At 69.2% G+C, this 23942-nt stretch carries 22 protein-coding genes and 3 pseudogenes; 17 read left to right on the top strand and 8 right to left on the bottom strand.

The annotated features are described in order from the left end of the window. Positions 1-105: 105 nt before the first annotated feature. The gene (locus FE633_RS05745; RefSeq protein ID WP_138043980.1) at positions 106-486 is read left to right on the top strand and encodes a DoxX family protein; all 381 of its coding nucleotides are present in this window, start codon (positions 106-108) and stop codon (positions 484-486) included. Positions 487-519: 33 nt separating this feature from the next. On the opposite strand, the gene FE633_RS05740 is transcribed toward FE633_RS05745, so the two are convergent. Continuing rightward, positions 520-1539 carry an LLM class flavin-dependent oxidoreductase gene (locus tag FE633_RS05740; protein WP_138043979.1) on the bottom strand — a complete coding sequence of 340 codons (1020 nt, stop codon included), beginning with the start codon at positions 1537-1539 and terminating at the stop codon, positions 520-522. Positions 1540-1816: 277 nt separating this feature from the next. Here FE633_RS05740 and FE633_RS05735 point away from each other — a divergent pair, with 277 nt between their 5' ends. The 6 genes from FE633_RS05735 (at position 1817) to FE633_RS05710 (ending at position 6377) form a co-directional block, all read left to right on the top strand. Next, positions 1817-2722 carry an NADP-dependent oxidoreductase gene (locus tag FE633_RS05735; RefSeq protein WP_138043978.1) on the top strand — a complete coding sequence of 302 codons (906 nt, stop codon included), beginning with the start codon at positions 1817-1819 and terminating at the stop codon, positions 2720-2722. An 82-nt stretch (positions 2723-2804) separates the two neighbouring features. Then, positions 2805-3866, top strand: a complete 1062-nt coding sequence (locus tag FE633_RS05730; RefSeq protein ID WP_138043977.1) for an alkene reductase — start codon at positions 2805-2807, stop codon at positions 3864-3866. 11 nt (positions 3867-3877) lie between these two features. After that, positions 3878-4357, top strand: a complete 480-nt coding sequence (locus FE633_RS05725; protein ID WP_138043976.1) for a MarR family winged helix-turn-helix transcriptional regulator — start codon at positions 3878-3880, stop codon at positions 4355-4357. 294 nt (positions 4358-4651) lie between these two features. Then, positions 4652-5572, top strand: a complete 921-nt coding sequence (locus FE633_RS05720) for an SDR family oxidoreductase (protein ID WP_138043975.1) — start codon at positions 4652-4654, stop codon at positions 5570-5572. Positions 5573-5658: 86 nt separating this feature from the next. After that, a complete protein-coding gene (locus tag FE633_RS05715) occupies positions 5659-6054 on the top strand; it encodes an MmcQ/YjbR family DNA-binding protein (protein WP_138043974.1) in 396 nt (131 codons plus the stop codon). After that, positions 6051-6377: an MmcQ/YjbR family DNA-binding protein gene (locus tag FE633_RS05710; protein ID WP_138043973.1), complete on the top strand. Its 327-nt coding sequence runs from the start codon at positions 6051-6053 to the stop codon at positions 6375-6377. The genes FE633_RS05715 and FE633_RS05710 overlap by 4 nt, the downstream gene beginning before the upstream one ends. A 192-nt stretch (positions 6378-6569) precedes the next feature. Here FE633_RS05710 and FE633_RS05705 read toward each other — a convergent pair whose 3' ends face one another. Further along, on the bottom strand, positions 6570-9386 hold the full coding sequence (locus FE633_RS05705) for a SpoIIE family protein phosphatase (protein ID WP_171059815.1): 2817 nt from the start codon (positions 9384-9386) through the stop codon (positions 6570-6572). A gap of 327 nt (positions 9387-9713) precedes the next feature. Here FE633_RS05705 and FE633_RS05700 point away from each other — a divergent pair, with 327 nt between their 5' ends. From FE633_RS05700 to FE633_RS05690, 3 genes are all read left to right on the top strand, one after another. Beyond that, positions 9714-9956, top strand: coding sequence for a DUF6296 family protein (locus tag FE633_RS05700; RefSeq protein WP_119103277.1), 243 nt, complete (start codon positions 9714-9716; stop codon positions 9954-9956). Between the two features lie 102 nt (positions 9957-10058). Further along, positions 10059-10799, top strand: a complete 741-nt coding sequence (locus FE633_RS05695) for a class I SAM-dependent DNA methyltransferase (protein ID WP_138043972.1) — start codon at positions 10059-10061, stop codon at positions 10797-10799. A gap of 256 nt (positions 10800-11055) precedes the next feature. Then, a complete protein-coding gene (locus FE633_RS05690; RefSeq protein WP_138043971.1) occupies positions 11056-12261 on the top strand; it encodes an MFS transporter in 1206 nt (401 codons plus the stop codon). A gap of 127 nt (positions 12262-12388) precedes the next feature. On the opposite strand, the gene FE633_RS05685 is transcribed toward FE633_RS05690, so the two are convergent. Next, positions 12389-13426, bottom strand: coding sequence for a questin oxidase family protein (locus FE633_RS05685; RefSeq protein ID WP_138043970.1), 1038 nt, complete (start codon positions 13424-13426; stop codon positions 12389-12391). A gap of 137 nt (positions 13427-13563) precedes the next feature. Between FE633_RS05685 and FE633_RS05680 the strand changes: the two genes are divergently transcribed. The 4 genes and pseudogenes from FE633_RS05680 (at position 13564) to FE633_RS05665 (ending at position 15501) form a co-directional block, all read left to right on the top strand. Continuing rightward, entirely contained in the window at positions 13564-13725 is a 162-nt protein-coding gene (locus FE633_RS05680) for a hypothetical protein (RefSeq protein WP_171059807.1), read from the top strand. Positions 13726-13820: 95 nt separating this feature from the next. Then, a pseudogene (locus FE633_RS05675) lies at positions 13821-14306 on the top strand (alpha/beta fold hydrolase); the annotation flags it as partial. Between the two features lie 11 nt (positions 14307-14317). Next, positions 14318-14527, top strand: a pseudogene (locus FE633_RS05670) (2-phosphosulfolactate phosphatase); the annotation flags it as partial. Positions 14528-14733: 206 nt separating this feature from the next. Further along, positions 14734-15501 (top strand): NPP1 family protein, encoded by a 768-nt coding sequence (locus FE633_RS05665; protein ID WP_138044107.1) that lies wholly within the window; start codon positions 14734-14736, stop codon positions 15499-15501. 65 nt (positions 15502-15566) lie between these two features. Here FE633_RS05665 and FE633_RS05660 read toward each other — a convergent pair whose 3' ends face one another. The 3 genes from FE633_RS05660 to FE633_RS05650 all read right to left on the bottom strand — a co-directional run bounded on the left by FE633_RS05660 (position 15567) and on the right by FE633_RS05650 (position 18865). After that, positions 15567-16421 carry a hypothetical protein gene (locus FE633_RS05660; protein ID WP_138043968.1) on the bottom strand — a complete coding sequence of 285 codons (855 nt, stop codon included), beginning with the start codon at positions 16419-16421 and terminating at the stop codon, positions 15567-15569. Between the two features lie 227 nt (positions 16422-16648). Beyond that, positions 16649-18157 (bottom strand): metallophosphoesterase family protein, encoded by a 1509-nt coding sequence (locus FE633_RS05655; protein WP_138043967.1) that lies wholly within the window; start codon positions 18155-18157, stop codon positions 16649-16651. A 60-nt stretch (positions 18158-18217) separates the two neighbouring features. After that, on the bottom strand, positions 18218-18865 hold the full coding sequence (locus FE633_RS05650; RefSeq protein ID WP_212747162.1) for a LysR family substrate-binding domain-containing protein: 648 nt from the start codon (positions 18863-18865) through the stop codon (positions 18218-18220). 62 nt (positions 18866-18927) lie between these two features. On the opposite strand from FE633_RS05650, the pseudogene FE633_RS05645 reads away from it, so the two are divergent. After that, a pseudogene (locus tag FE633_RS05645) lies at positions 18928-19443 on the top strand (MFS transporter); the annotation flags it as partial. Positions 19444-19482: 39 nt separating this feature from the next. Here the strand turns inward: FE633_RS05645 and FE633_RS05640 are convergent. After that, positions 19483-20103 carry an L-threonylcarbamoyladenylate synthase gene (locus FE633_RS05640; RefSeq protein WP_171059814.1) on the bottom strand — a complete coding sequence of 207 codons (621 nt, stop codon included), beginning with the start codon at positions 20101-20103 and terminating at the stop codon, positions 19483-19485. A 74-nt stretch (positions 20104-20177) separates the two neighbouring features. Further along, positions 20178-21581 (bottom strand): Si-specific NAD(P)(+) transhydrogenase, encoded by a 1404-nt coding sequence (gene sthA, locus FE633_RS05635; protein WP_138043964.1) that lies wholly within the window; start codon positions 21579-21581, stop codon positions 20178-20180. A 201-nt stretch (positions 21582-21782) separates the two neighbouring features. Between sthA and FE633_RS05630 the strand changes: the two genes are divergently transcribed. Then, the gene (locus FE633_RS05630) at positions 21783-22430 is read left to right on the top strand and encodes a TetR/AcrR family transcriptional regulator (RefSeq protein ID WP_138043963.1); all 648 of its coding nucleotides are present in this window, start codon (positions 21783-21785) and stop codon (positions 22428-22430) included. A gap of 206 nt (positions 22431-22636) precedes the next feature. After that, positions 22637-23938, top strand: coding sequence for an MFS transporter (locus tag FE633_RS05625; protein WP_138043962.1), 1302 nt, complete (start codon positions 22637-22639; stop codon positions 23936-23938). The last annotated feature ends 4 nt before the right edge of the window (positions 23939-23942 follow it).

Raw genomic sequence — 23942 nt, 5'->3', positions numbered from 1 at the left:
CCGCCTCCCCTGGGGGGGGGGGGCGGCCCGACGGTCGTTCGGGCGGCATACAAGAACACTTACCGTCCAGTAACGTGTGCCGCCTTGACGACCACGGAGGCAACGATGACCACTTCCCGCCGCTCCCCGCTCGCACTCGCCGGTCTCCTCGCCGTCGCGGGCGTCACGCATTTCGTCGCACCGAAGCCGTACGACGCGACGATTCCGCGCATCCTGCCGGGGTCGCCCCGAATGTGGACCTACGTCAGCGGCGCCGCCGAACTCGCCCTGGCGGCAGGGGTGGCCCTGCCCCGCACACGACGCGCCGCGGCACACGCCACGGCGGCGTTCTTCGTCGGGGTGTTCCCGGCGAACGTGCAGATGGCGGTGGACTGGCGGCATCGTCCCACCGCGCTCAAGGCCGCGGCGTTCGGCCGTCTGCCTCTGCAGATCCCCCTCGTGCTGTGGGCACGGGGCGTCGCACGTGGGCAGTCGGTCCAGGACTGAGTCCGTCAGGTCGACCAGCGGGGCGCCGGGGGTTCAGAGGGCCGCTTGCCAGCCCAGAGCGGGACCGAGTTTCGTGGCGATGTCGGTGAGGATCTGAACGTAGTCGTCGTGGGCGAAGGTGAAGGGCAGCGCGAACGCGACCTCGTCGATCTCCCGGAAAGCGGCGTGGGAGGAGAGCAGTTCGGCGATCTCTTCGGAGGTGCCGACGAGGTCGGGCGCGAACATCATGCGGGCCGGCCCCTGTGGTGTGGTCGTGCGCGGCATCCGCTTGCGGGCGTATTCCTCGTACTTCGCGCGTTGCCCCGGCGACGCGGTGTCGGTGGGGATGACGACGAGGCCCTGGGAGACGCGGGCGGCGTCGCCGTCCGGGTGGTGTGCGCGGAATGCCCGTACATGTGAAAGCTGGATCTCGGCGAAGTCCTCGGACTCCTCGGCTTTGACCACGCTGCTGGTCAGGAAGTTCATCGCGTGCTCGCCGGCCCACCGCGCCGAACGGAGGCTGCCGCCGCCGTACCACATGCGGCGGCCCAGTCCCGGGGCGTGGGGCTGGACGAGATCCGAGAACACCTCGAAGCCCTCGGTACCGCGGAAGTCGGTGGCCGGTTCGCCGCGCACGAAGTCCAACAGGCGTCGCACGCGCTCGTAGCCGAAGTCCTCACGGTCGGCGGTGTCCGGGTAGAGGGCGTCTTTGACCTCGTCGTAGTGCATCGGCGGGCCGACGCTGACACCCGGATTGAGGCGGCCTCCGGACAGGATGTCGACCGTCGCAAGGTCTTCGGCCAGCCGGAGCGGGTTCTCCCATCCCAGGGGAATGACCGCCGTACCGAGTTCGATGCGGCTGGTCCGCTGCGAGGCCGCTGCCAGGACGGCGACGGGGGAGGAGATGCCGTACTGGAGATGCCGGTGGCGTATCCACGCGCTGTCGAAACCCAGCTGCTCACCCAGTTCGATGATCTCGAGCGTCGACTCATGGCCCCGCCGGGGCGCCGCCTCGTCGAAGAGCCCGATGGTGAGGAAGCCCAGCTTCCGCAAGGGCCTTGAGTTCGGCGGCACAGGACTCCTCCAGCGTTCGCGGCATGCTCTGCCGTATCCCGATGCTGTCTGGATTGTGGCAGGTGGCCCTCGACCGGACGTGGTCGGCCCGGGGCTGGGGAGCTGACGGTGGTTCCCGCCGGACGCAGTGCGTCAGGCGGGAACCGGCAGCAGGTCAGCGGAAGTTCACGTCGCTGCAAGCCCCCGCGTCTCCGAATACTTGGCTAGCCACATGATTGCTGTTACGTTGGTTATGTGGCCAGCCACACTTTTGGTGGCCAAAGGGAATGGAGTCATCATGAAAGCAATCGTTTTCGACCAGTTTGGCGGCCCGGACGTGCTGCACGAGGCGGACATCGAGGTCCCGCAGCCCGGCCCCGGCCAGGTCCGGGTCCGCGTGAAGGCCGCCGGGCTGAACGCGCTGGACGGCAAGATCCGCGCCGGGATGATGGAGGCTGTCCGCCCGACGACCTTCCCCGCCGTCCCCGGTGGCGAGCTCGCCGGTGTGGTGGACGCCCTGGGTGAGGGCGTGAGCGACGTGCAGGTCGGCGATGAGGTGCTGGGCTGGTCGGACACCGGCTCGTACGCCCAGTACGCGCTGGCCACCACCGTGGCCCCCAAGCCCGCCGGCCTCGACTGGCGGCACGCGGTCGCGCTGCCGGTGGCCGGCGAGACGGCCGAGCGGGTCCTGAACCTGCTGGAGGTGGCCGCAGGGGAGACCGTGCTGATGCACGGCGCGTCCGGAGCGGTGGGAACCTTGGCGGTCCAGCTCGCCACGGCCCGCGGAGCACACGTGATCGCCACCGCGGGCCCCTCCAACCAGGACTACCTCGCCTCGCTCGGCGCCACCGCGACCGTGTACGGCGAGGGCCTGGTCGAGCGGGTGCAGGCGCTGGCCCCCGACGGCGTGGACGCGGTGTTCGACCTGGCCGGGAAGGGAGCCCTGGAGGACTCCATCACCCTGCGGGGCGGCACCGAACGCATCGTCACCATCGCCGACTTCGGTGCACGGCAGCTGGGCATCACCTTCTCCCAGGGGTCCCAGGAACGCTCGACCGCCCGCTTGGCCGCCCTGGCCCAGGACGCCGCGGCCGGCAAGCTCGTCACCACTGTCACCGCCTACCCGCTCGACCAGGCGGCCACGGCCCAGCAGGTCAGCGACGCCGGGCACGTGCGGGGCAAGCTCGTCCTGACCGTCGACTGAGCACGCCCGCCCACCGCCTCCCCACGACCACCCGCTGCCTTTACGGTGACCAGTCGGTCACCGCCATATCGAAGGACCCCTCATGCTGGATTCCCTGTGGACGCCGACCACTCTTGGCGGCATATCTCTGCCGCATCGCCTGGTCATGGCCCCCATGACCCGTGACCGCTCCACACCTGAAGGCGTACCGACCGAGCTGAACGCCGAGTACTACGCCCAGCGGGCCTCGCACGCGCTCGTCATCACCGAGGGAACCCAGCCCTCCGCCGACGGCCAGGGCTACCTCCTGACCCCCGGCATCCACAATGACGAGCAGATCGCCGGGTGGCGCAAGGTCACCGACGCCGTGCACGCGGCCGACGGCCGGATCGTCATCCAGCTGATGCACACCGGACGCATCGCCCACCCCGACAACACCCCCCACGGCCGCCGGCCGGTCGCCCCTTCGGCAATCCGGCCGCAGGGCGCGATGTTCACCGCGTCCGGGCCCCAGGAGATGCCGACCCCCCGTGCTCTGTCGACGCAGGAGGTCGCGGCGACCGTCGACGACTTCCGCCGCGCCGCAGCGGCCGCCGTCGCGGCAGGCGCCGACGGCGTGGAGATCCACGGCGCCAACGGCTACCTGGTGCACCAGTTCCTGTCCGACAACACCAACCGGCGCACCGATGGCTACGGCGGCTCGATCGAGGGCCGCATCCGCTTCGCCGTCGAGGTCGCCGCCGCGGTGGCCGACGAGATCGGCGCCGAGCGCACCGGCATCCGTATCTCCCCCGCAAACCCCTACAACGACATCGCCGAGTCCGACACCGCCGAGCTGTATCCGGCGCTCCTGGACACCCTGCGCCCCCTGGACCTGGCCTACCTCCACGTGATGCACGCGGGCGACGAGGAGCTGCTGGGCACCCTGCGCGCGCTGTGGCCGACCACGCTGATCCTCAACCGGGGCGGCACCGACCTGCCCGCCCGCGCCAAGGACATCGACAATGGCACGGCCGACCTCGTCTCCGTCGGCGCCCTCGCGCTCGCCAACCCCGACCTGGTCGAGCGGCTCCGCGCCGGCGCGCCGCTGAACACCCCCGACCCGGCGACCTTCTACGGCGGCGGAGTGGCCGGCTACACCGACTACCCCACCCACACCGGCTGAGGAACCGAACCATGCCCAACCCCGAACCCCGCATCCCCACGACGGCCGGCGCAGGACCGATGAGCTACGCGATCTTCCAACTCGCCCGCGCCCACCGCGCCTACGCCGCCACCCTGCTGCGCGAGATGGACCTGCATCCCGGACAGGAACTGCTGCTGATGCACCTTCTTGACCAGGACGGCCAGTCCCAGTCCGAGCTGCTCGAATGCCTCGGCGTGGACCACTCCACCATCTCCAAGGCGCTACGCCGCATGCAAGACGCCGGCCTGGTCATCCGCGAGCCGGCCGCACATGACCGGCGCGTCATGGTGGTCCACCTCACCGACAAGGGCCGGGCGATGCGCGAGCCCATCGCGGCCCTGTGGCAGGCCCTGGAGGAGACCTCCGCCCGGAATCTGTCGGAGCAGCAGGCGGAGTCCTTCGTCGAGACCGCGTACGCCATCACTGAGGCGATCAGCAGCCGCGCGCTGCCGGAAGAAGAGTCCGCGTGACTCCCCGGTGTGCTCCCCATGCCCGCGTACGCCACACCACACGTGAAAAGGGGCACGCGGACGGGGGTGCACACCGTCCCGCATGCGGTGCGACCACCGCCAGGTCGGCCATATCACCCGCCCCGTCCCGGCTGCCTTCGGACGCGGCACGTTCCGGCGGCCAGGCGCACTGCGGATCCGCCCCCACGGCCCGCCTCCAGTGGCCCGCCCGGCACGCAGGCGCCTATGTCTGCAGCCACCCCTGCCCCGCCCACCAAGCCCCTCGCTGATGACCTGACGGAAAGTGAAACCCCCATGCCTGCCACCGACTCAACCACCCTCCCGGTCCTCGTCGTCGGGGCGACCGGCTCCCTGGGGAGCAAGGTCGTCGACGAACTCCTCGAGCGTGGCAAGAGCGTCCGCGCCCTGGTGAGGCCGGCCAGCGACGCCAGCCGGCTCGAAAGCCGGGGCGTTCAGATCGCCCGCGGCGACATGCTCAACGTCGACTCGCTCGTGGCCGCCATGAACGGCGCCGACGCCGTCATCACCACCGCCGCCGGCTACACCCGCGGCGGCAAGAACGCCAACGACATCGACACCATCGGCAACGCCAACCTCGCCGAGGCCGCCCACCGCACCGGCATCCGGCGGTTCGTCCTGACCAGCATCCTCACCAGCGACCAGACGCCCGATGTCCCGCACTTCTGGCACAAGAAGCTCGCCGAGGACAAGCTCGAACAGCTCGGCGTGCCGTTCGTCGCCCTGCGCCCGGGGGCGTTCCTCGACCAGGTCGCGAGCATGGCGGGCGACCCGGTCGACAAGGGCCGCATGTTGTGGATCGGCAAGGCCGCCGTCCCGCTGACCTTCGTCCACACCTCCGATCTCGCGGCGTACCTGGCAGCCGCGGTCGACGCCGACGCCGAGGCCGGTGAGCGGATCGACATCGGTTGGGACCGTCCGGTCAGCATGCGAGAGGTGGCCGACGTGATGGGCAGCCGGGCCGGAAAGAAGATCAAGGTGTGGGCCGTGCCGTCCGCCGTCGCCCGCGCCGCAGGAGCCGTCGCCGGCCGCTTCATGCCCCTGATCAAGGACATGGCCGCGATGTTCCGCTGGTTCGAGACCGGACGCTACGTCGCCGACCCCCGCCGCCAGGAGCAGCTGTTCGGCCCCGTCCCCACGGCCGAGGAGGCCCTCGCCCGTTTCACCGACGAGCTGCGCACCGCACAGCACCGGTGACAGGCCCGCGTCCCATTCTCGCCGCCCGGCGGCCTGACGAGGACGCCTCGGGCCTATCCCTGCTAGACCCCAGGAAGGAAACACTCATGAACGGATCGACCCTGCAGACGTTCGCCGCCGAGTGCGCGGAGGAACTTCCCGGAGCCCAGCTGGAGCATCCCTTCGGCCCGGACTGGGAGGTCTTCAAGGTACGCGGCAAGGTGTTCATGCTGATGACCGAGGTCCCCGGGCGCCCCGTCGTGATCCTCAAGGCGGACCCCGGCGAGGCCCAAGCTCTCCGGCAACACAACAGCCACATCACCCCCGGCTACCACATGAACAAGAAACACTGGATCACGCTGGAGGGCGGGACAGGCGTCGACAAGAAGCTCGTCAGGGAACTCGTCACCGACTCCTACCTGCTCGTCGTCTCCCACCTGCCCAAGGCCGAGCAGCCCGTCGACCCGCACACCTACGGCACCAGCACGCGGGCGGCCCGGTGAGCACGGCCGGTGAGCGCCTCCAGGACACCGCCCGCAAGGCGGCCCTCGCCCTCCCCGACGTCAGCCACGGCCGCCCCTTCACCCCCGGACTCGACGTGTACAAGGTCGCGGACAAGGTGTTCCTGATCGTCACCGACGACCCGGAGGAACAGATCATCACGGTCAAGTGCGAGCCCGAGCACGCGCGGGCACTGGAGCGCGGCTACGCCTCGATCGCCTCGGGCCCCTGGCCCGGACGCGGCCGCCAGGTGAACGTTGGCCGCGTCCCCTTGGACACTGGCCGGCCTCAGGTCAGCCAGGCAGCTCTGGGAGCTGGGCGATGACGTCGCCTCATCGCGTCTCCGTGGCCGACCGGTCGGCGTCCGCCGGGGTTCGAGGGAGGGGGCAGGGCAGCAGCTGGCCCCAGGTCCAGGCGCTTGTCCATGTCCAGGCGGAAGGTGCCGTACGGGTTGAGAGCTCTGTTGCCGTACTGCCGTCGCCTGCTGTGGACGCGTCGCGCCGCACAGCAGGGTCACTCACGGCAGGGCCTGTTCCGCCCAGATGATCTTGCCGGAGAGGGTGTAGCGGGTGCCCCAGCGTTCCGCGATCTGAGCGACGAGGAAGAGGCCGCGTCCGCCCTCGTCGGTGGTGGCCGCGTAGCGCAGGTGGGGTGAGGTGCTGCTGTTGTCGAAGACCTCGCAGATCAGGCTGCGGTCGCGGACGAGGCGGACGCGTATGGGGCCACTGCTGTAACGGATCGCGTTGGTGACCAGCTCGCTGAGCACTAGCTCCGTGGTGAACGCCATCTCGTCCAGTCCCCACTCCGCCAGCTGCCGGGCGACCGAGGAGCGCACCTCGGCGACGGCGGCCGGGTCGGACGGCACCTGCCAGTCGGCGATCCGGTCGGCTCCGAGCGCACGTGTGCGGGCGACGATCAGGGCGATGTCGTCGCTCTGCCGGGCCGGAAGCATGGCGTCGAGAACCGCCCGGCAGGTGTCCTCCGGCGACCTGTCGGCCCCGGCCAGGGCGGTGCGCAGCTGCTCGAGCCCGGCGTCGATGTCCCGTTCCCGGTCCTCGACGAGTCCGTCCGTGAACAGGACGAGCCGGCTGTCCTCGGCCAGTTCGAGGTCGGCCGTCTCGAACGGCAGGCCCCCCAGCCCGAGCGGCGGCCCCGGGGGCACCTCGGGGAACTCCACGCGGCCGTCGGGGCCCACCAGCGCCGGCTGAGGGTGTCCGGCACGGGCGACGGTGCAGCGCCGGGTGGAGGGGTCGTAGATCGCGTACAGGCAGGTGGCGCCCGTGACGGGGGCACGGCCGGCCTCAGCCGCCTCGTCCTGGTCTATGCGGGCGACCAACTCGTCGAGGAGACCGAGGAGCTCGTCCGGCGGCAGGTCCAGAGCCGAGAAGTTGTGCACTGCCGTACGCAGCCGCCCCATGGTGGCCGCGGCGTGCAGACCGTGGCCGACGACGTCGCCCACCACGAGGGCGACGCGTGCGCCGGGCAGCGGCAGCACGTCGAACCAGTCACCGCCCACCCCCGCCTGCGCGGGCAGATAGCGGTAGGCCACATCCAGGGCGCTCTGCTCGGGCAGGTTGCGCGGCAGGAGGCTGCGCTGCAGCGTCTCGGCCATGGCGTGCTCGCGCGTGTAGCGGCGCGCGTTGTCCATGGAGACCGCCGCCCGGGCGACCAGTTCCTCGGCCAGGGCCACCTCCTCCGTGTCGAAGGGCTCCGGCTTCTGGGACCGCCAGAAATTGGCCACGCCCATCACCAGGCCTCCCACGCGCAGGGGGACGGTGATCAGCGAATGGATTCCGTACTCCAGCACCTGCGCGGAGCGATCGAGATCCTGCGCCAGCCACCCGGGGGCGTCTGTGAGGTCGGGCTCGACGACGGCCTTGCCGGTGCTGAGGCTGCGGGCCTGAGGCGAGGAGGGGACAAAGCTGATCTGCTCGCCGACGGGAAAGAGGGGGGCGTCGTTCCGGATCCCGCTGAACGCCGTGCGACGAAGATCAGTAGCCGTGTCCGGCTCCTCCCCGCCGAGAACCGCGTCGACCAGATCGACGGTGACGAAGTCCGCGAACCGCGGGACGGCCACCTCCGCCAGTGCCTCGGCGGTGCGGGTGACGTCCAGGCTCGTGCCGAGGCCGACTCCGGCGTCGTACAGCAGCTTGAGGCGCTCTCGTGCCACCTCGGCCCTGCCGGACAAGGCACGCAGCTCGGTCGAGTCACGCAGCGTCGCGACGCTGCCCGGCGGGCCACCCTGGCGGTCCGTGGGCCGTTGGTTGATCGCCAGCAGCCGGTCGCCGACCAGGTGCACCTCGTCCGTGGCGACACGTCCCGACGCCATCAGTTCGGCGGTGTCCGAGTCGAGGCCGAGGTCGAGGACATGCCGGCCGTCGACGTCGTCGGGCAGGTCGAGCAGCCGGTGCGCCTCGTCGTTGGCGAGCAGCATCCGCCCCTCCCCGCTGACGATGATCACTCCCTCCCGGACGGCGTGCAGCACCGCGTCATGGTGCTCGTACATCCGCGTCATCTCGTACGGCCCCAGTCCACCGGTCTGGCGCAGCAGCCGTCTGCTCACGAGTGCCGTCCCGGCTGTGGCCAGGGCGAGTGCCGCCGCCGCGGCGCCCAGGAGCAGTGGCAGCTGCCGGTCCGCGACGCCGCCCACATTGGCGGTCGTGATGCCGGCCGACACCAGGCCGACGACCGAGCCGTCGGGCGCCTTGATCGGAACCACGGCCTGCACCAGCGGCCCGATGGTTCCCTCGATCTCCTCCGTGATGGAGCGGCCCGCCAGCGCGGGTTCGATGTTCCCGACGAACCGCTTCCCGATCCTGTCCGGTTTGGGGTGGGTGTAGCGGATCCCGTCGGTGTTCATGACGACGATGAAGTCCACCTCGGACTGCTCGCGCGCGGCTTCGGCGCGCGGCTGGAGCACAGCCGTGGGATCGGAACCGCGCAGGGCCTCGCGGGTGCCCGGAGCGTTGGCGAACGTTTCGGCGACGGCGAGCGAACGATTGCGGGCCTCCTGCGCGCTGTCGTGGCGCACCTGCAGCACCAGCGCCACCACCGCGGCCACGACGAGTAGCAGCACGATCACCACTTGCAGAACGAACACCTGGCCGGCCACGCTCCGCCCGCTGAGCGCCGACCGCAGGGCTGCGGCCGGCGCCCACCGAGGCCCGCCGTCGTCCGGCCCCCGTTCGCGCCGTCTGTACGGTCCGCGCCGTGCCCGCTGCTCATCTCGCGGGCCGTTGTGCGATCGGCGAGCGCTGTCGGGCCTGCGCCGTGTGCGCAGGCCGTTGGGAGAGGGGGTCGACTCAGCCCAGGATCGACCCAAGAGTCGGACCATGTGCCCATGTCTACACTGCCCGGTGCCAGGAGGCGAGGGATGTCACGCACTGTGAAAGAAGCCGTCCCGGCCGTGCGGCCCCGGCCCTGGATGGTCGTGGACTCTCCGCGAGGGAGGGGTTCCCCGAGCCGACCTGCTGCTTGTGACTGTGTGTGGCGGCTGAAACGTCATGTGGCGGCAGCGATGTCATGCGGCGGCTGAAGCGCCATGGCTGACCGAGCGCGACAGCCACGACAGCGGTGCCGCGCTTCGGATGGGACCATCTGGGCACATTATGGGAGAAAGGACCACCTACTCGGATTTGGGTCCCAAGCGCGGGAGGTCGCTATGCAGACGCAAACCCCGGACCGCTATCGGCTGACCTTCACCCATCGGCGATCGGGTACCGGCGTCGTGACGGACGAGGTGGTCGTCGAACGGACCGACACCCTCGGCCCGGGTGACAACCCCGTGTACTGCGACTCCACCGGGATCCTCCGTGCCGAAATCAGCCCGGCGGGGGAGGTGCGGATGCTGGCCAGCGGCGGTTACCAGTCCCCCCTGTTCCCCTCCGCCGAACCGCTGCCCTGAGTGTCCGGCTCGTTTGCCGTTGCGCATCCAGGTGGGGCCGCCGGTCGGCCGTGAGCGGAAAACCGCGGGCGCCGACCGGTCCGCGACCGGTACGGTCCCGGGATGCATGATGAGGACGGTTACTTCGGAGAGAACGTAGCGGCGAGCTATGACGAGTCGTCGGCGGACATGTTCAGCCCGGACATGGTGGACCCGGCGGTGGACGTCCTGGCGGAGCTGGCCGGCGACGGCCGGGCGCTCGAATTCGGCATCGGCACCGGACGGATCGCTCTGCCGCTGGCAGGTCGCGAGGTCCCGGTGCACGGCATCGACATGTCCCGGGCCATGGTGTCCCGACTGCGCGCCAAGCCCGGCGGCGACACCATCGGCGTGACGATCGGCGATTTCGCGACGACGCGGGTGCCGGGCTCGTTCGCCGTCGCCTACCTCGTCTTCAACACGATCAACAATCTGACGACACAGGACGCTCAGGTGGACTGCTTCCGCAATGCCGCCGACCATCTGCGACCCGGCGGCTGTTTCGTCGTCGAAGTGACCGTTCCGGAACTACGTCGGCTGCCGCCGGGGCAGAGCGCCGTACCGTTCCACATCAGCCCGACACAGTGGGCCTTCGACACGTACGACGTCGTCAATCAGGCAATGAGTTCGAACTACGTCACGATCGTCGACGGGCGCGCCGAGCACTGGTCCATCCCGTTCCGGTACGTGTGGCCGGCCGAGCTGGATCTGATGGCTCGGCTCGCGGGGCTGCGGCTGCGCGACCGGTGGGAGACGTGGACCCGGGCACCGTTCACCAGCGAGAGCCGACGGCACGTCTCGGTCTGGGAGAAGCCCGCCGACTGATGACGGCCAAGGCCCGCGTTCGCTCACCCGAGGTGAGCACCATCCCGGCCGAACGGGAGGAGTTGGGCGCGTGGGCATCGCAAGGCGACGGACACCCGTACGAACTCCCTACGCCCAATGGCATAGTGGTGGCTCGGCGCTGAGCGGTTCGGCATCGGGCCGCGCGTGTGCGGTTCGGGATCCGGGCGATCCACACGCCGCGGCGGGAAGTCCCTTACCCCCGTGCCTCGTTGGGCGGTCGATCGGAGAGCGACGCATGCCGAGTGGACTCATCGCGCTGGCACTCGGCGGCTTCGGCATCGGTCTGACCGAGTTCCTGATCGCCGGGCTGCTGCCGCAGGTGGCGTCAAGTTTCGCGGTGTCCGAGGCGACCGCCGGCTGGCTGATCTCCGGGTACGCGTTGAGCGTCGCGATCGGTGCGATCGCGCTGACCGCGGCGACGGCGCGGCTGCCCCGCAAGGGGATCCTGGTCGGCCTGGTGGCGTTGTTCGTCATCGGCAACCTGTTGTCCGCTCTCGCGCCGAGCTATCCGGTGATGCTGCTCGGACGGATCGTCGCGGCGTTATGCCACGGTTCGTTCTTCGGCATCGGCTCGCTGGTCGCTCGCAGTCTGGTCGCGCCGGAGAAGAAGTCCCGCGCGGTGGCGGTCATGTTCGCCGGGCTGACGCTCGCGAACGTGCTGGGCGTGCCGTTCGGTGCGCTGGTCGGTGAGCGTTGGGGCTGGAGGGCGGCTTTCTGGGCGGTCACCGCGATCGGCGTGTTCGCGCTGGCGGGAATCGTCACCCTCGTCCCCGGCGGGGCGGGAGAGACGCGGCCGCCGAAAGTGGCGGGCCGCTCCGATCCGATACCGGCCGACGGCTTGCGGGCGCAGTTCCGTGCGTTCCGGTCCTGGCAGGTCTGGTTGACTCTGACGGCCACCGCGCTCAGCTACGGCGGGATGTTCGGTGCGTTCAGCTACATCGCCTACACGTTCACCGAGGTCGGCGGCTTCTCCTCGGCGGATGTCGCCTGGTTGCTGATGGTGTACGGCGTCGGCCTGGTCGTCGGGAACCTGATCGGCGGGCGAGCGGCCGACCGTGACCGTGACCGCGCCCTGGTCCTCGCCCTGCTCGGACTCACCGTCACCCTGGCCGTGTTCGGTCTGCTGGCCGGCAGCGCCACCGCGTCGGTGATACTGGTGTTTCTGATGGGGCTGTCCGGGTTCGCCAGCGTGCCCGGCATGATCACTCGCGTCACCGACTTCGCCGACGGGGCGGCGTTGGCCGCCAGCGCCAACGTGTCCGCGTCCAACATCGGCAACGCCCTTGGCGCCTGGCTCGGGGGCCTGGCCATCACCGCGGGTCTCGGCTACACCGCGCCGCTCTTCGTCGGCGCCGGCATCGCCCTGACGTCCGTCATCGTCATGGTCGTTGCCGCACACCAGGCCAGGTCACCAGCGCAGCAGGCTGAGCACTGCGTGTGAATGCGGTGATCAGCTTGCCGAACTGACGTGGGCTCAGCCTGGTGAACGGCGCTGTCCACAACGGCGGTTCATCGAGGTGTCGGCAGAGGCGGAACGCTGCGCCTCCGCCCGACCGCGGCGTGTGTCGTCAAAACTCGTCGATCAGCTCGGTCGCACGGATCACTGCGGCAAGCGCGTCGGGGCGACCCGTGTGTTGGTGAATGTCGAGGCAGGTGTCAGCAAGCTTGATGACGTGTTCGTCCTGGTGACGGACGGCAAGGTCGAACACCTCGTCCGCCGACTCGGGGGCGGACGGGAGGCTGTGCCGAGGTGTAGGTGCGGCAGGAGCGTAGGCCGCAGTCACGGCCGCGCCGGCCGCCCAGGCCGCGTGCAGGCTCATGACCCACTGGGTGCTGGGGAGTGCGGGCAGGGTGCGCAGGACGGCCATGGGCGCGGTCACGGCGTGAACCAGCATGACGGGCGAGCCGTGCGCGTTCGGGAGGTAGTGCACGCCGGCAGCAGTCGTCAGATCGGTCAGCAGCTTCCGGGCCTGCCCGGCGTCTGTGGCGGGTCTCAGCGCGGCCAGCGCGGTTGGCCAGCTTGTCAGGCTGGTGAGCTGGTCGAGCCGGTGGTTGATGCCCGCGGTCTGGTCGGGCACGCGCGGAACATCGGCGAGAGCGGATGCCGGGTCGGCGGTTCCGGAGGGGGGAGCGAAGGGGACGCGCTGCCAGCGCGCCGCCCAGTAACCGAGGGCTTGGCCGAGCTCAGCCAAGCGTGGCCCGTCCTCGTGGTCCAGGAGGGCGTGGACCGCATGGCCAGTACGGATCACCCCGTGGGTGGCGCCGGCCGCGATGCCGGGCAGAAGCCGTGGCCACCACGTTTCCAGCACCGCCCGCCAGGGCTGTTCGGTCACCTCGCGTTCGAAGAACACAAGCCAGTCACCGAGACGTTGGGGGTCCCCAAGCGCCGGACGCCATCCGTCGGCGGTGAGGGGCGAGGTACCGCGTGGCCGATCGTCCAGTCGGCGCGTGTAGCGGTCCAACCAGCGGTGGACCTGTCGCGCGTGTCCGCGTCTGACCATGGATTCCACCGCCATGGGACCGTGATTGCTCAACCAGCCTTCGAACTCCGGTCCCGTCCGATGCAGCCGTTCGTAAGCCTCGTCGAGCGTGCCGTCGATGTTCATGCCACCTGACGCTAACCGCTCCCTGATGTGCCACCATCGGACCAGGGACCGAGAAGCGCTCCTACACCGGGCTTAGGACCTGTGGCCCCGAATGATGCATGGCCGCAAGCGGCTGGATGACCGCAGGATGCTCAACCATGCGGCAGTTGCTGCACGTCACCCCCGCAGACGAGGAACTCGTCTTCGTCCATTACGAGTACGAGCTCACCACGGGCGACAGGCACCGCAATGTCGAGGCGATCACCGTCCCGGACGGACTCATCCAGGAGGTGCAGGTTTTCTTCGGCGGCAAGGTATGACCATGTCTCGTTGATGCCCCACCCGGCGGAGAACGCTCAGCCCGGCCACGGGTGTTCGCCCCCCCCAGCCGGGGACAAACAGGCCGCCAAGGGCGCCTGTCGAGATGTTCGCGAGCAGCGGCGGTGCGGGGACCGCGCTCGCCCTCGTGGCGGCGTACCCCGATGACGTGACCACCCTGGTGGCGCACGAGCCGCCGCTCATTCCCGTGCTCCCCGACGCCCGGGCTACCGAGCGCGTCCGGGCCGGCGTCCGGGCTGCGTACGAGGAGAAGGCGCCTGCCGAGGACGACGGCTCCCGTGACGATCCGCTGCTGTCCGACCGGTCTTGGGCGGTCAGTAGCCACCAGCCCCACGCCCACGCCCTTGCCGCGGCGCCGACGCGGATCGTGATCGCAGTGGGTGAGGAGTCCCTGGACACCTTCACCGGACGCACCTCGCCGACGACAGCCAAGCTGCTCGGTCAGCAGGCGACGGTGTTCCCGAGCCACCACGGCGGCTTCCTCGACGGCGAGTTCGGCTATGCCGGGCAGCCTGAGGCCTTCGCGCGCAAGGTGCGCGAGGTCCTCGACGGTGCCGGCTGACGATCGCCCTTCGCGATGCCGAGCGGATTGTCCTGCCGGCCTCCGAGCATGGAGCCCTGGAGTTGAAGGAACAGCACCCGGGATGGCCGGCCTTGAAGGACGGAGCTCCGGCAGCCGGTTTCGATGCGGTGAACTCACCGGGCCTGATCAGATCGGCCGACTTGGCCGGACGCACGGTGGTGCAGAAGACGACGGCGGGAACCGTGGGCGCCCTGGCGGTGGCGAACGAAATACATTGGCCGACGCGTCGCTGCTGAGCGCAAACCGTCCGTGATTTCGCAAGTCTCCTTTTCTGTCTGTTGGTTGACCCTTCATCACCGCACCCTTCAGTGGACCTCGGTGTGTCAACAAGATTCAGGGATGCTGATCTGGGCATGTCAATCTTGCTTGCCGTGTGCCCCACACCGCGGTCGACCAGGAGGACGCATTGAAGACGAGTTCGCGTATCCGCAGAGCATCCCTCACCCTCGGCAGCGCCGTGGCGCTCGTCATCGCCTTCCCGGGCAGTGCTCTCGCGGACCCGCCAACGGCCTTGCCCGCCAACGCGGAAGGGCTGGAGCAGACGTACCAGCCGGCGTACGACTACGACACGGACGGCTGTTACCCGACACCTGCCATCGGCCCTGACGGGACTCTGAACGGCGGCCTCAAGCCGGGCGGTGCCCTCAACGGCCAGTGCCGCGACTCCTGGGACCTCGACAACACCAACGGATACGCCCGCTACAAGTGCAACAACGGCTGGTGCGCCATCATGTACGGCCTGTACTTCGAGAAGGACCAGGCCGTGGCCGGCAGCGGTCTCGGCGGCCACCGGCACGACTGGGAGCATGTCGTGCTGTGGGTGCAGAACAACGAGGCCAAGTACGTCTCCACTTCGGCCCACGGAGGCTTCACCACCTACAGCCGTGACCAGATCCGCTGGGACGGGACGCACCCCAAGATCGTCTACCACAAGGACGGCGCGAGCACCCACGCCTTCCGACCCGCGAACGCGGGAGACGAGCCGCCGGAGAACCACAAGGGAACCTGGCAGTTCCCCGCGCTGGTGGGCTGGAACGGTTACCCCGCGGGTCTGCGCGACAAGCTCAGCCAGGCCGACTTCGGCAGTGCCAACTTCGGCCTCAAGGACGGGAATTTCAACTCCCACCTCGCAACTGCCAAGCCGGCCGGTATCACCTTCGACCCCAACGCGTGACAGGCAGTGCCGGTGATCGTGGTCACCGGCACCGCACAGCACGTACGGTTCTGCCGCTCAGAGCCTCAGCTGTCGGCCTGCTTGGTCTGCTCGGCTTTCCCGGCCTTCTCGGGCTGCGTCTCCGTCTGGGACGATGCCGTCGGCTTCGGGGCGTCCGATGCCTCCGGGGCGGTGTAGAAGACGGATGAGCCCTGCTTGGTGCGCTGGGCCTGGCTCTTGGCCACAAGTCCTTCGAGCGAGGTGCGCACGACGGTGGTCTTGATACTGCGGTCGGGCTGGGCCTGGCCGAGCGCGGTGGCGATTTCGGCAGCGGAACGCGGTTCGCTCTGCTCAGTGAGGTGACGACGGATCAGCTCGACGAGCGTGGGCTGCGCCGTCTTCGGTGCCTCGGCCTTGGATGCGGACTTCTTGGGAGCCTCAGCCTTCGAGGATGCTGCCTTGGGGGTCGCAGTCTTTGAGGTCGTTGCTTTGGAGTTTGCTGCCTTGGGGGTCGCAGTCTTTGAGGTCGCTGCTTTGGAGTTTGCCGCCTTGGGAGTCACTGCCTTTGACGTCGCCGTCTTGGCGGCTGACTTCTTGGTCGCTGTCTTCTTGGCCGTCTTGCCGCCCTGTGGGGCAGCGGTCTTCTTCGTCGGGGTGCGCTTGCCGGCGGCCGGCTCAGTGGAGGCTTTCTGCCGGGGCACAGTGGGCGCCGCGGCATCTTGGGGAGCGGGCTGAGTGGGTGCGCCTGCGGCGCCGCCCAGCGCCTGTTGCATGGTCTGCAGCACCGTGTGGTCATGTTGCAGTGCGAGTAGTTGTTCCTGCAGCGCGGTGATTTCCGCACTGAGGCGTTCCTGTTCCTTGGCGTTGCGTTCGAGGTCGCTGGCCACCTGGGCAATGTACTGCGATGTCAGTTCGGTGGCGGGGATGGTGCTTTCAGGCATGGTGCCGACCTTTCTCGTTTCCTTACCGCGGGTGAAGGACCTGCGGTGCTGCCGACGGTGCGGAAGATTGCTTCCCGCTGCTGTCTGGTGAGTTGTGGCGGGTCGCACCTGCTGCGGGTGTCCCGGCGTAGAGATGGTACGTCTGCGAAGCGCTGGTTGTTCGGGATGTTTCTTTCGAGTGACGTCGTCAATTGAGTGTCGGGTGAACTCCCGCGGTGGCCGCGACCTCAGGACAGCGGGATCGTGACGTCGTCCTCGACGGGCGGGTGAAGCTCTTGCTTTCGGTTGCCGGTGGCGGCGAAGCAGCGCAGCCGGACCGATTCCGGGGTGACGTCCAGGCGCAGGAAGCTCTTGAAGAAGGGCGGGCTGTACGTGGCGGAACCGGGGGAGAAGAGCTGGGTGTACACCTTGCGTACGGGCAGACGGAACCGCGCCGTGCGGTCGGGTCGGCCGCCCGCGCCCAGCAGGCCGGCCACCAAGCGCGTGCGCAGCGTGACCCGGGCCGGCTGGCCCTGGGAGCGGGTCGGCTTTATGCCAAGTCGCTTCGCGATGACGGCAGTTGCCTGGGCCTCGGTGAGGGTGAACAGGCGGCGCATGCGCAGACGGCGACCGTAGAGCCTGCTGTAGAAGGCGAGGGAGTCGCCACGCAGCGGGTAGCAGCGGAAGTCCTCCTCGGTGACATGGCCGAGGCCGATACGGGGGATGGTGTGGGTGGCGTGCATGAAGGCCCCGCCCCCGCCGGAGACCACGTATTGGATGGTGCGGCCGTTCACCGGCACCGGGTAGCGCTGGTAGTTGTGAATGTCACCGCCAATCGCTGCTATGTAGTGGTGTTCGGGGTCGCGGACGATGTCGTCGACCGTGCCACCGCCGTCGATGGCGCAGGGGTGGTGTTCGCCGTCCACGTACAGGGGCGAGCCGGTGATGAGGACCTTCGGAAGGGGCCCCTTGGACACCTCTTGGAGCCATCGGCCCTGCTCCGTGTCGATGGTTCCCTGCAGGCCGGTGTCGATGCCGATGATGCGCACCGGGCCGGAGTCGATGGCCCAGTACGGGCCCGGCTGGAGGGCCTGTTGGGCGGGGGAGGAGCGCAACTGTCGAGCCTCGGCGAGGCGTTGCTCGTCGGTTGCGCGCGGCTTGTGCCACAGCAGGGAGCGGAGCCGCTCGCGCACCGACCGTCGAGGGGTGGCCGGGGTGGCCTCGGGCGCGAGGGGCGGCGCGTCGCAGAAGACGCGCATGAAACCGTGGAGGTCCTCGTACCAGTCGTGGTTGCCGGGTATCGCGTAGATGGGGGCCTGGTAGTCCTTGTACGGCCGGTGGAACTTCGTGCCGTAGTCGTCGGTGCTGCCCACCGGGTAGATGACATCACTGGCGAGAACGGAGAAGTCGGTTCCCTCACTCGCCTTCAGAAAGCCGGGGACCACTGCGTATTGGGGTTCGTCCCCTTCGCCGGTGTCGCCGATGACCATGAAGGAGAAACGATCCCCGTCATCGCGCCGCATCACTTTGTCGGGGGGCGCGCCGGCCGCTGTCTGCTGCTCCACCCAGCGGTTGCGGGTCCGGCCGGTGGGGTCCCCGAACCATGAGGCCAGTACGCCGTTGCGGGCGGGCCAGATCGTCTTCGGATTGAGCCAGTAGAGTTTCTCGACCTGACGTGGCATCAATTCCTTGTAGCTGCCGCGTTCTTCGGCGTCCCAGCCGGCGCCCCCGGCCGTATCGCGTGAGGAGTCAGACATCGTCGAACCGTAACAACGCTGCTGAGCGCGGGGGAGGGCGGGCCCCACTGATCACGGACTTCATGTCGGTGCCCCGTCGCACAGGCATCGGACACAGGCCTCCACGAAGACCCGTACGGCCTTGCGCTCGTCCGCCGTCCGCCAGACAACGGCGAGGCGGCTGGGCGAGGGGCCGGTCACCGGGCGGAACGCGACGTCCTCCCGTTCGTAGATGCTCGCGTTGCCGGCCGCGACCAGCACCACCCCCAGGCCTGACGCCACTGCCTCGAACGTCTCCTCCGCCGTCTCTGCCTCGGCGGCGATCCGGGCGGGACGCGTCCGCTCGGCCGTCGCCGGCCAGAAGTCCCGCAATGGCCCGGCCGAGAGCGGCAGCGCGATGAACGGCTCACCGGCGAGGTCTGCGAACGGCACGACATCAAGCCGCGCGAGCCGGTGGCCGACCGGCAGGGCCACCCATCGTTCCTCCTCGCTGACCACCTTCCAGGACAGCCCGCTGTCCGGCACGGGCAGCCAGGCGATGGAGACATCCGTTTCCCCGCCGGCCGGCCCGGCGGTCGGGTCCTCCCACGACACCTGTCGGAAGTGCAGCCGCCAGTCGGGCAGCACCTCCTGAAGGCGGGCCGTGGTGGTCGGGATCAGGCCGCGGCCGATGCGGGTCTGGAACCCCACCGTCAGAGCCTTCTGCTGCGCCGCCGCGGTCCGAGTCACGGCGCGTAGCGCACCCTCCCACGCTTCGACGATCTGCCGGGCGACGGGCAGCAGGGGGCTCCAGTTTCTTCGCGCCGTTGTACTTCCAGGACATGCTCGGCTACTCAGCCGTGGCATCCGGCTTCGCCGTACTGCCGCTGTCGCTCGCGGTCTTCGTCACCGTCAACTTCTTCACCGGCCGACTGCTGGGCCGATGGAGTCACAAGCCGCTCCTGGTGACCGGCCTTGTGCTGCTCGGCGCGGGCAGTGCGCTGTGGATGACGACGACGGAGCACAGTTCGTACGGGCTGACCATGCTGCCAGGATTGCTCGTCATGGGCGTCGGTACGGGCCTCACCTTCCCCACGATGACGGCGGCCGCGCTGTCCGGCGTGGCACCGGAGCGGCACAGCGTGGCCGGAGCGGTGAACGTCACCGCCCAGCAGATCGGCGCGAGCGTGGGTGTCGCGGCCCTGGTCGCGGCGAGCACGGCGGCCTCGGACACGCCGGCCGGCTACCACGTGGCCCATCTGGTCACGGCGCTGGCGTGCGGCGCCGCGGCAGCGGGCATCGCCGTCAGCCGACTGCGGGCGAGCTGACCATCAGCGCAACCAGCGCCTCGCGGACGGGAGGGAGGGTCACTCGAACCTGGTGGTGTCGCCTGCTCCCCGGCGTATGATCTCGGCCTCGCCGCCGGAGAAGTCGATGACGGTCGTGGGCTCGGTGCCGCAGTCCCCGGAGTCGACCACCGCGTCCACCACATGGTCGAGCCGTTCCTTGATCTCCCAGCCCTGGGTCATCGCTTCCTCCTCGTCGGGCAGGAGCAGGGTGCTCGAGAGCAGCGGTTCACCGAGTTCGGCCAGCAGGGCCTGGGCGACGACGTGGTCGGGGATACGGACTCCGACGGTCTTCTTCTTCGGATGGAGCAGCTTGCGCGGTACTTCCTTCGTCGCGGGGAGGATGAAGGTGTAACTGCCGGGTGTCGATGCCTTGATGGCGCGGAAGACGTCCTTGTCGACGTGGACGAACTGGCCGAGTTGCGCGAAGTTCTGGCACACCAGGGTGAAGTGGTGGCGGTCGTCGAGATTGCGGATCGAACGGATCCGGTCGATGCCGTCACGGCTGCCCAGCCGGCATCCGAGCGCGAAGCAGGAGTCGGTGGGGTAGACGACAAGGGCGCCCGAGCGGATGCTCTCGGCCACCTGGCCGATGGTGCGCGGCTGGGGGTTGTCGGGGTGCACGTCGAAGTACTTCGCCATCCGTCGAGCTTATGCCCTCGGCCGGTGGCGTCCGCGCAGGCACCACCACCGGCCGGTTCGGGTCGGGCCTCAGGTCAGTCCCTGAGCCGGTCGATCTGCCGGATCTTGTTGGTCGCGTCCAGGGCGGCGACCTTGTAGGACTCCGCGAGCGTCGGATAGTTGAACACCGCGTCGACCAGGTAGTCGACCGTGCCGCCGCAGCCCATGACGGACTGGCCGATGTGGATCAGCTCGGTGGCTCCGGTGCCGAAGCAGTGCACGCCGAGCAGGGTGCGGTCGTCCGGTGAGACCAACAGCTTGAGCATGCCGTGCGAGTCGCCGATGATCTGCCCCCGGGCGAGTTCGCGATAGCGGGAGATGCCGACCTCGAACGGCACGCAGTCCTCGGTGAGTTGGTCCTCGGTGCGCCCGATGAAGCTGATCTCCGGGATGGTGTAGATGCCGATCGGCTGGAGGCCGTGCATGCGGCTCACCGGCTCGCCACAGGCGTGGTACGCCGCCGTACGCCCCTGCTCCATCGACGTCGCCGCGAGCGCCGGGAAACCGATGACGTCGCCGACGGCGTAGATGTGCGGCACCTCGGTGCGGTAGTGCTCGTCGACCGTGATCCGGCCGCGACGGTCGGCGGACAGGCCGGCCTTGTCCAGGTCGAGGTCGTCGGTGAGGCCCTGCCGGCCCGCGGAGTACATCACGGCGTCCGCCGGGATCTTCTTGCCGCTGGCCAGGACGGTCAGGGTGCCCCGGGGATGACGTTCGACCGCGGCGACGGTCTCCCCGAAACGGAAGGTGACGGCCAGGTCCCGCAGGTGGTACTTCAGCGACTCGATCACCTCGACGTCGCAGAAGTCGAGCATCCCCGGCCTCTGCTCGACCACCGTGACCTTGCTGCCGAGGGCGGCGAACATGGAGGCGTACTCCATACCGATCACACCCGCCCCGACGATGACCATGGAGCGCGGCACCCGTTCCAGATTGAGGACGTTGTCCGAATCCATGATCGTCCGCTCGTCGAATTCGACGCTCGCGGGCCGGGCGGGACGGGTGCCGGTGGCGATGATGATGTGCTGGGCGCTCAACAACCGTTCATTGCCGGTCACTTCGCGCAGGGCGACGGTGTGGTCGTCCACGAAGCGGCCGGTGCCGGCGAAGAGGGATACGTGGTTGCGCGAGAGCTGGTTGCGGATGACGTCGACCTCACGTCCGACCACGTGCTGGGTGCGCGCGGTCAGGTCGGCGACGGTGATGTCCTCCTTCAGGCGGTAGCTCTGGCCGTACAGATCGCGCTGGCTGAGGCCGGTGAGATACAGGACCGCCTCACGCAGCGTCTTGGACGGGATGGTTCCGGTGTGGATGGAGACCCCACCCACCATGTCGGGGCGGTCGATGACGGCGACCCGGCGGCCGAGCTTGGCGGCCGCTATGGCGGCCTTCTGGCCGCCCGGGCCGGATCCGATGACGAGCATGTCGAAGTCGGGCACCTCCGGAGTCTGACAGCCCGACGCCCTCACCCGAAAGGGCGAACACTCATGTCCGGGGCGCATCTTGGATGCAGCCGCCGACCTGCCGACCTGCGGCACTCTCTGAGGATCACCGTGCCCCGGATGCGTTACGGTGAGCTGGGCGGGGCGCTGAACGCATGCGGCTACGGGGCGCCGGCCGATGGACAAGGCAGGGGAAGCGTGACGTCAGAGCGCGGCAGCCAGTCGGCGGCAGCTGCCCGGGGCAGCACGACTGGTCGTACGACGGCCGGCCGGGCTCCCGGACCGCGCGCGGCGGAGATCCGGAACGCGGCCCTCGTCCTGTTCGCCGAGCGCGGGTACGCCGCCACCACGATGGCCGACATCGGCGAAGCGGTGGGGATGCGCGGGCCGAGTCTGTACAAGCACGTGGGGTCCAAACAGGAGCTGCTCACCCAGATCATGACGGGCACGATGGACGACCTGCTGCGGAACCATCGCATCGCGGTGGCCGGTTGCGAGGACGTCGTGGAACGCCTGCGCCGGGCCGCCGAGGCTCATGTCCGCTACCACGCCCGGCACCGGCTGGAAGCGTTCGTGGGAACGCGGGAGATCCGCAGTCTGGAGGAGCCCCACCGCACGGAGGTCCTGCGGCGGCGTGCGGCTTACGAGCAGGCCTTCCGGACGTTGCTCACCGAAGGCGTGGAGGCCGACCGCTTCAGCATCACCACGGTGAAGCTGACCTCCTACGCGATCCTGGACCTCGGGATGGGCGTACCCGTCTGGTACCACGAGCACGGCGACCTGACGGAAGACCAGGTCGTGTACCAGTACGGCGACTTCGCGTTGCGGCTGGCAGGCGCGCGCTGAGCCCGTGAGAGCCCGGCCGGTTGCGGCTCCAGCCCTGCTGGAGCCGCCTGGTTGAACAGCTCGACGGCGTCGAGTTCCGCACCCTCTTCCTCCCTTCGCGTTCCGCAGAAAGGCCTGCGCCAAGGGTAGCTGGACTGAATTCAGTTCGGTACCGTTCCGGGCGTCGACAGGCCAAGGGACCGTGCCGTGGGAAGGAGAGTCGGATCATGAGCACCACCCAGCAGTCCGCCGCACAGGGGGCGGAATCAGCGTCGTACGAACCACGTACGGTGCGTCGCGCGATGCTCGCCGGGAGCCTCGGCACCCTGATCGAGTACTTCGACTTCAGCGTCTACGGCTATCTCGCCGTGGTGATCGCGCCACAGTTCTTCCCGAGCGCCGATCCGGCGGCCTCGATGCTCGCGGCGCTCGCGGTGTTCGCCACCGGCCTCGTGGTGCGGCCGCTCGGCGGCGTCTTCTTCGGGTGGCTCGGTGACCGGTGGGGCCGTCGCAAGGCGCTGGTCTCCTCCGTGCTGTGCATGGGAGTGGCCAGCAGCATCACCGGGCTGCTGCCGACCTACAGTCAGATCGGTGTGACCGCCGCGGTGCTGCTCCTCCTCACCCGGCTGGTGCAGGGCATCTCCACGGGTGGCGAGTCGGTCGGCGCCTACACCTACATCTACGAGTCGGCGCCTCCCCGGCGCAGGGCCTTCCTCGGTGCTGTCACACCCATCGGATCCAATCTCGGGTTCATGCTCGCCGCCGCGACAGCCGGGGTGATCTCCGCCGTCACCACCAAGGACCAGATGGCCGACTGGGGCTGGCGGCTGCCCTTCCTGATGGCCGTGCCGCTCACTCTGTTCTGCCTGTGGGCCCGGCTACGGATCGAGGACACACCGGAGTTCGAGGATGCCGCACGAAAGGCCGACATTCCCGCGGCTCCGATCCGAGAGGTCCTGTCCACCCACCGCAAGGCGCTCCTGCAGTCCATCGGCCTGGCCATGGCACAGGGCGGCGCCATCTTCCTCGGGCTGACGTACATCGGTATCTACCTGTCCACCAACCTGGGTTACGACCCCACGCTGGTGTTGTGGATGACCGCGGGCGTCGTGCTCTTCACCGTGCTGCTCATGGTGCCGGCCGGTTGGCTCGCCGCCCGGTTCGGCTGCCGTCGCGTCCTGCTTCTCGGGCTGCTGGGATTCCTGGTGACCGCCTACCCCGCGATGGTCCTCATGGGCCGGCAGAGCCTGGCCCTGGCCGGGGTGGCCTACCTGATCTTCATGCTGAGCAGCGCGTTCGTGCAGGTTCCGGCGGCCAGTCTGTGGCCGCGTCTGTTCGAACGCCGGGTCCGCTACACCGGCATGGCGATCGGGTACAACATCGGCACCGTCCTGGCGGGCGGTACGGCTCCGTACATCGCGGCCTTCCTGGTCCAGCGGACCGGGAACCTGCTCTCCCCGGCGTTCTTCGTCATGCTGGTCTGCGTGATCGGGATCGGTGCCCTCCTCACCGTCCGCGAGGATGTGTAGCCGG

It is taken from the genome of Streptomyces montanus (assembly GCF_005786655.1).
GTDB lineage: Bacteria > Actinomycetota > Actinomycetes > Streptomycetales > Streptomycetaceae > Streptomyces > Streptomyces sporangiiformans.
Note: the sequence above shows the minus strand (reverse complement) of the source record. Positions and strands in the feature narration are given on the sequence as shown.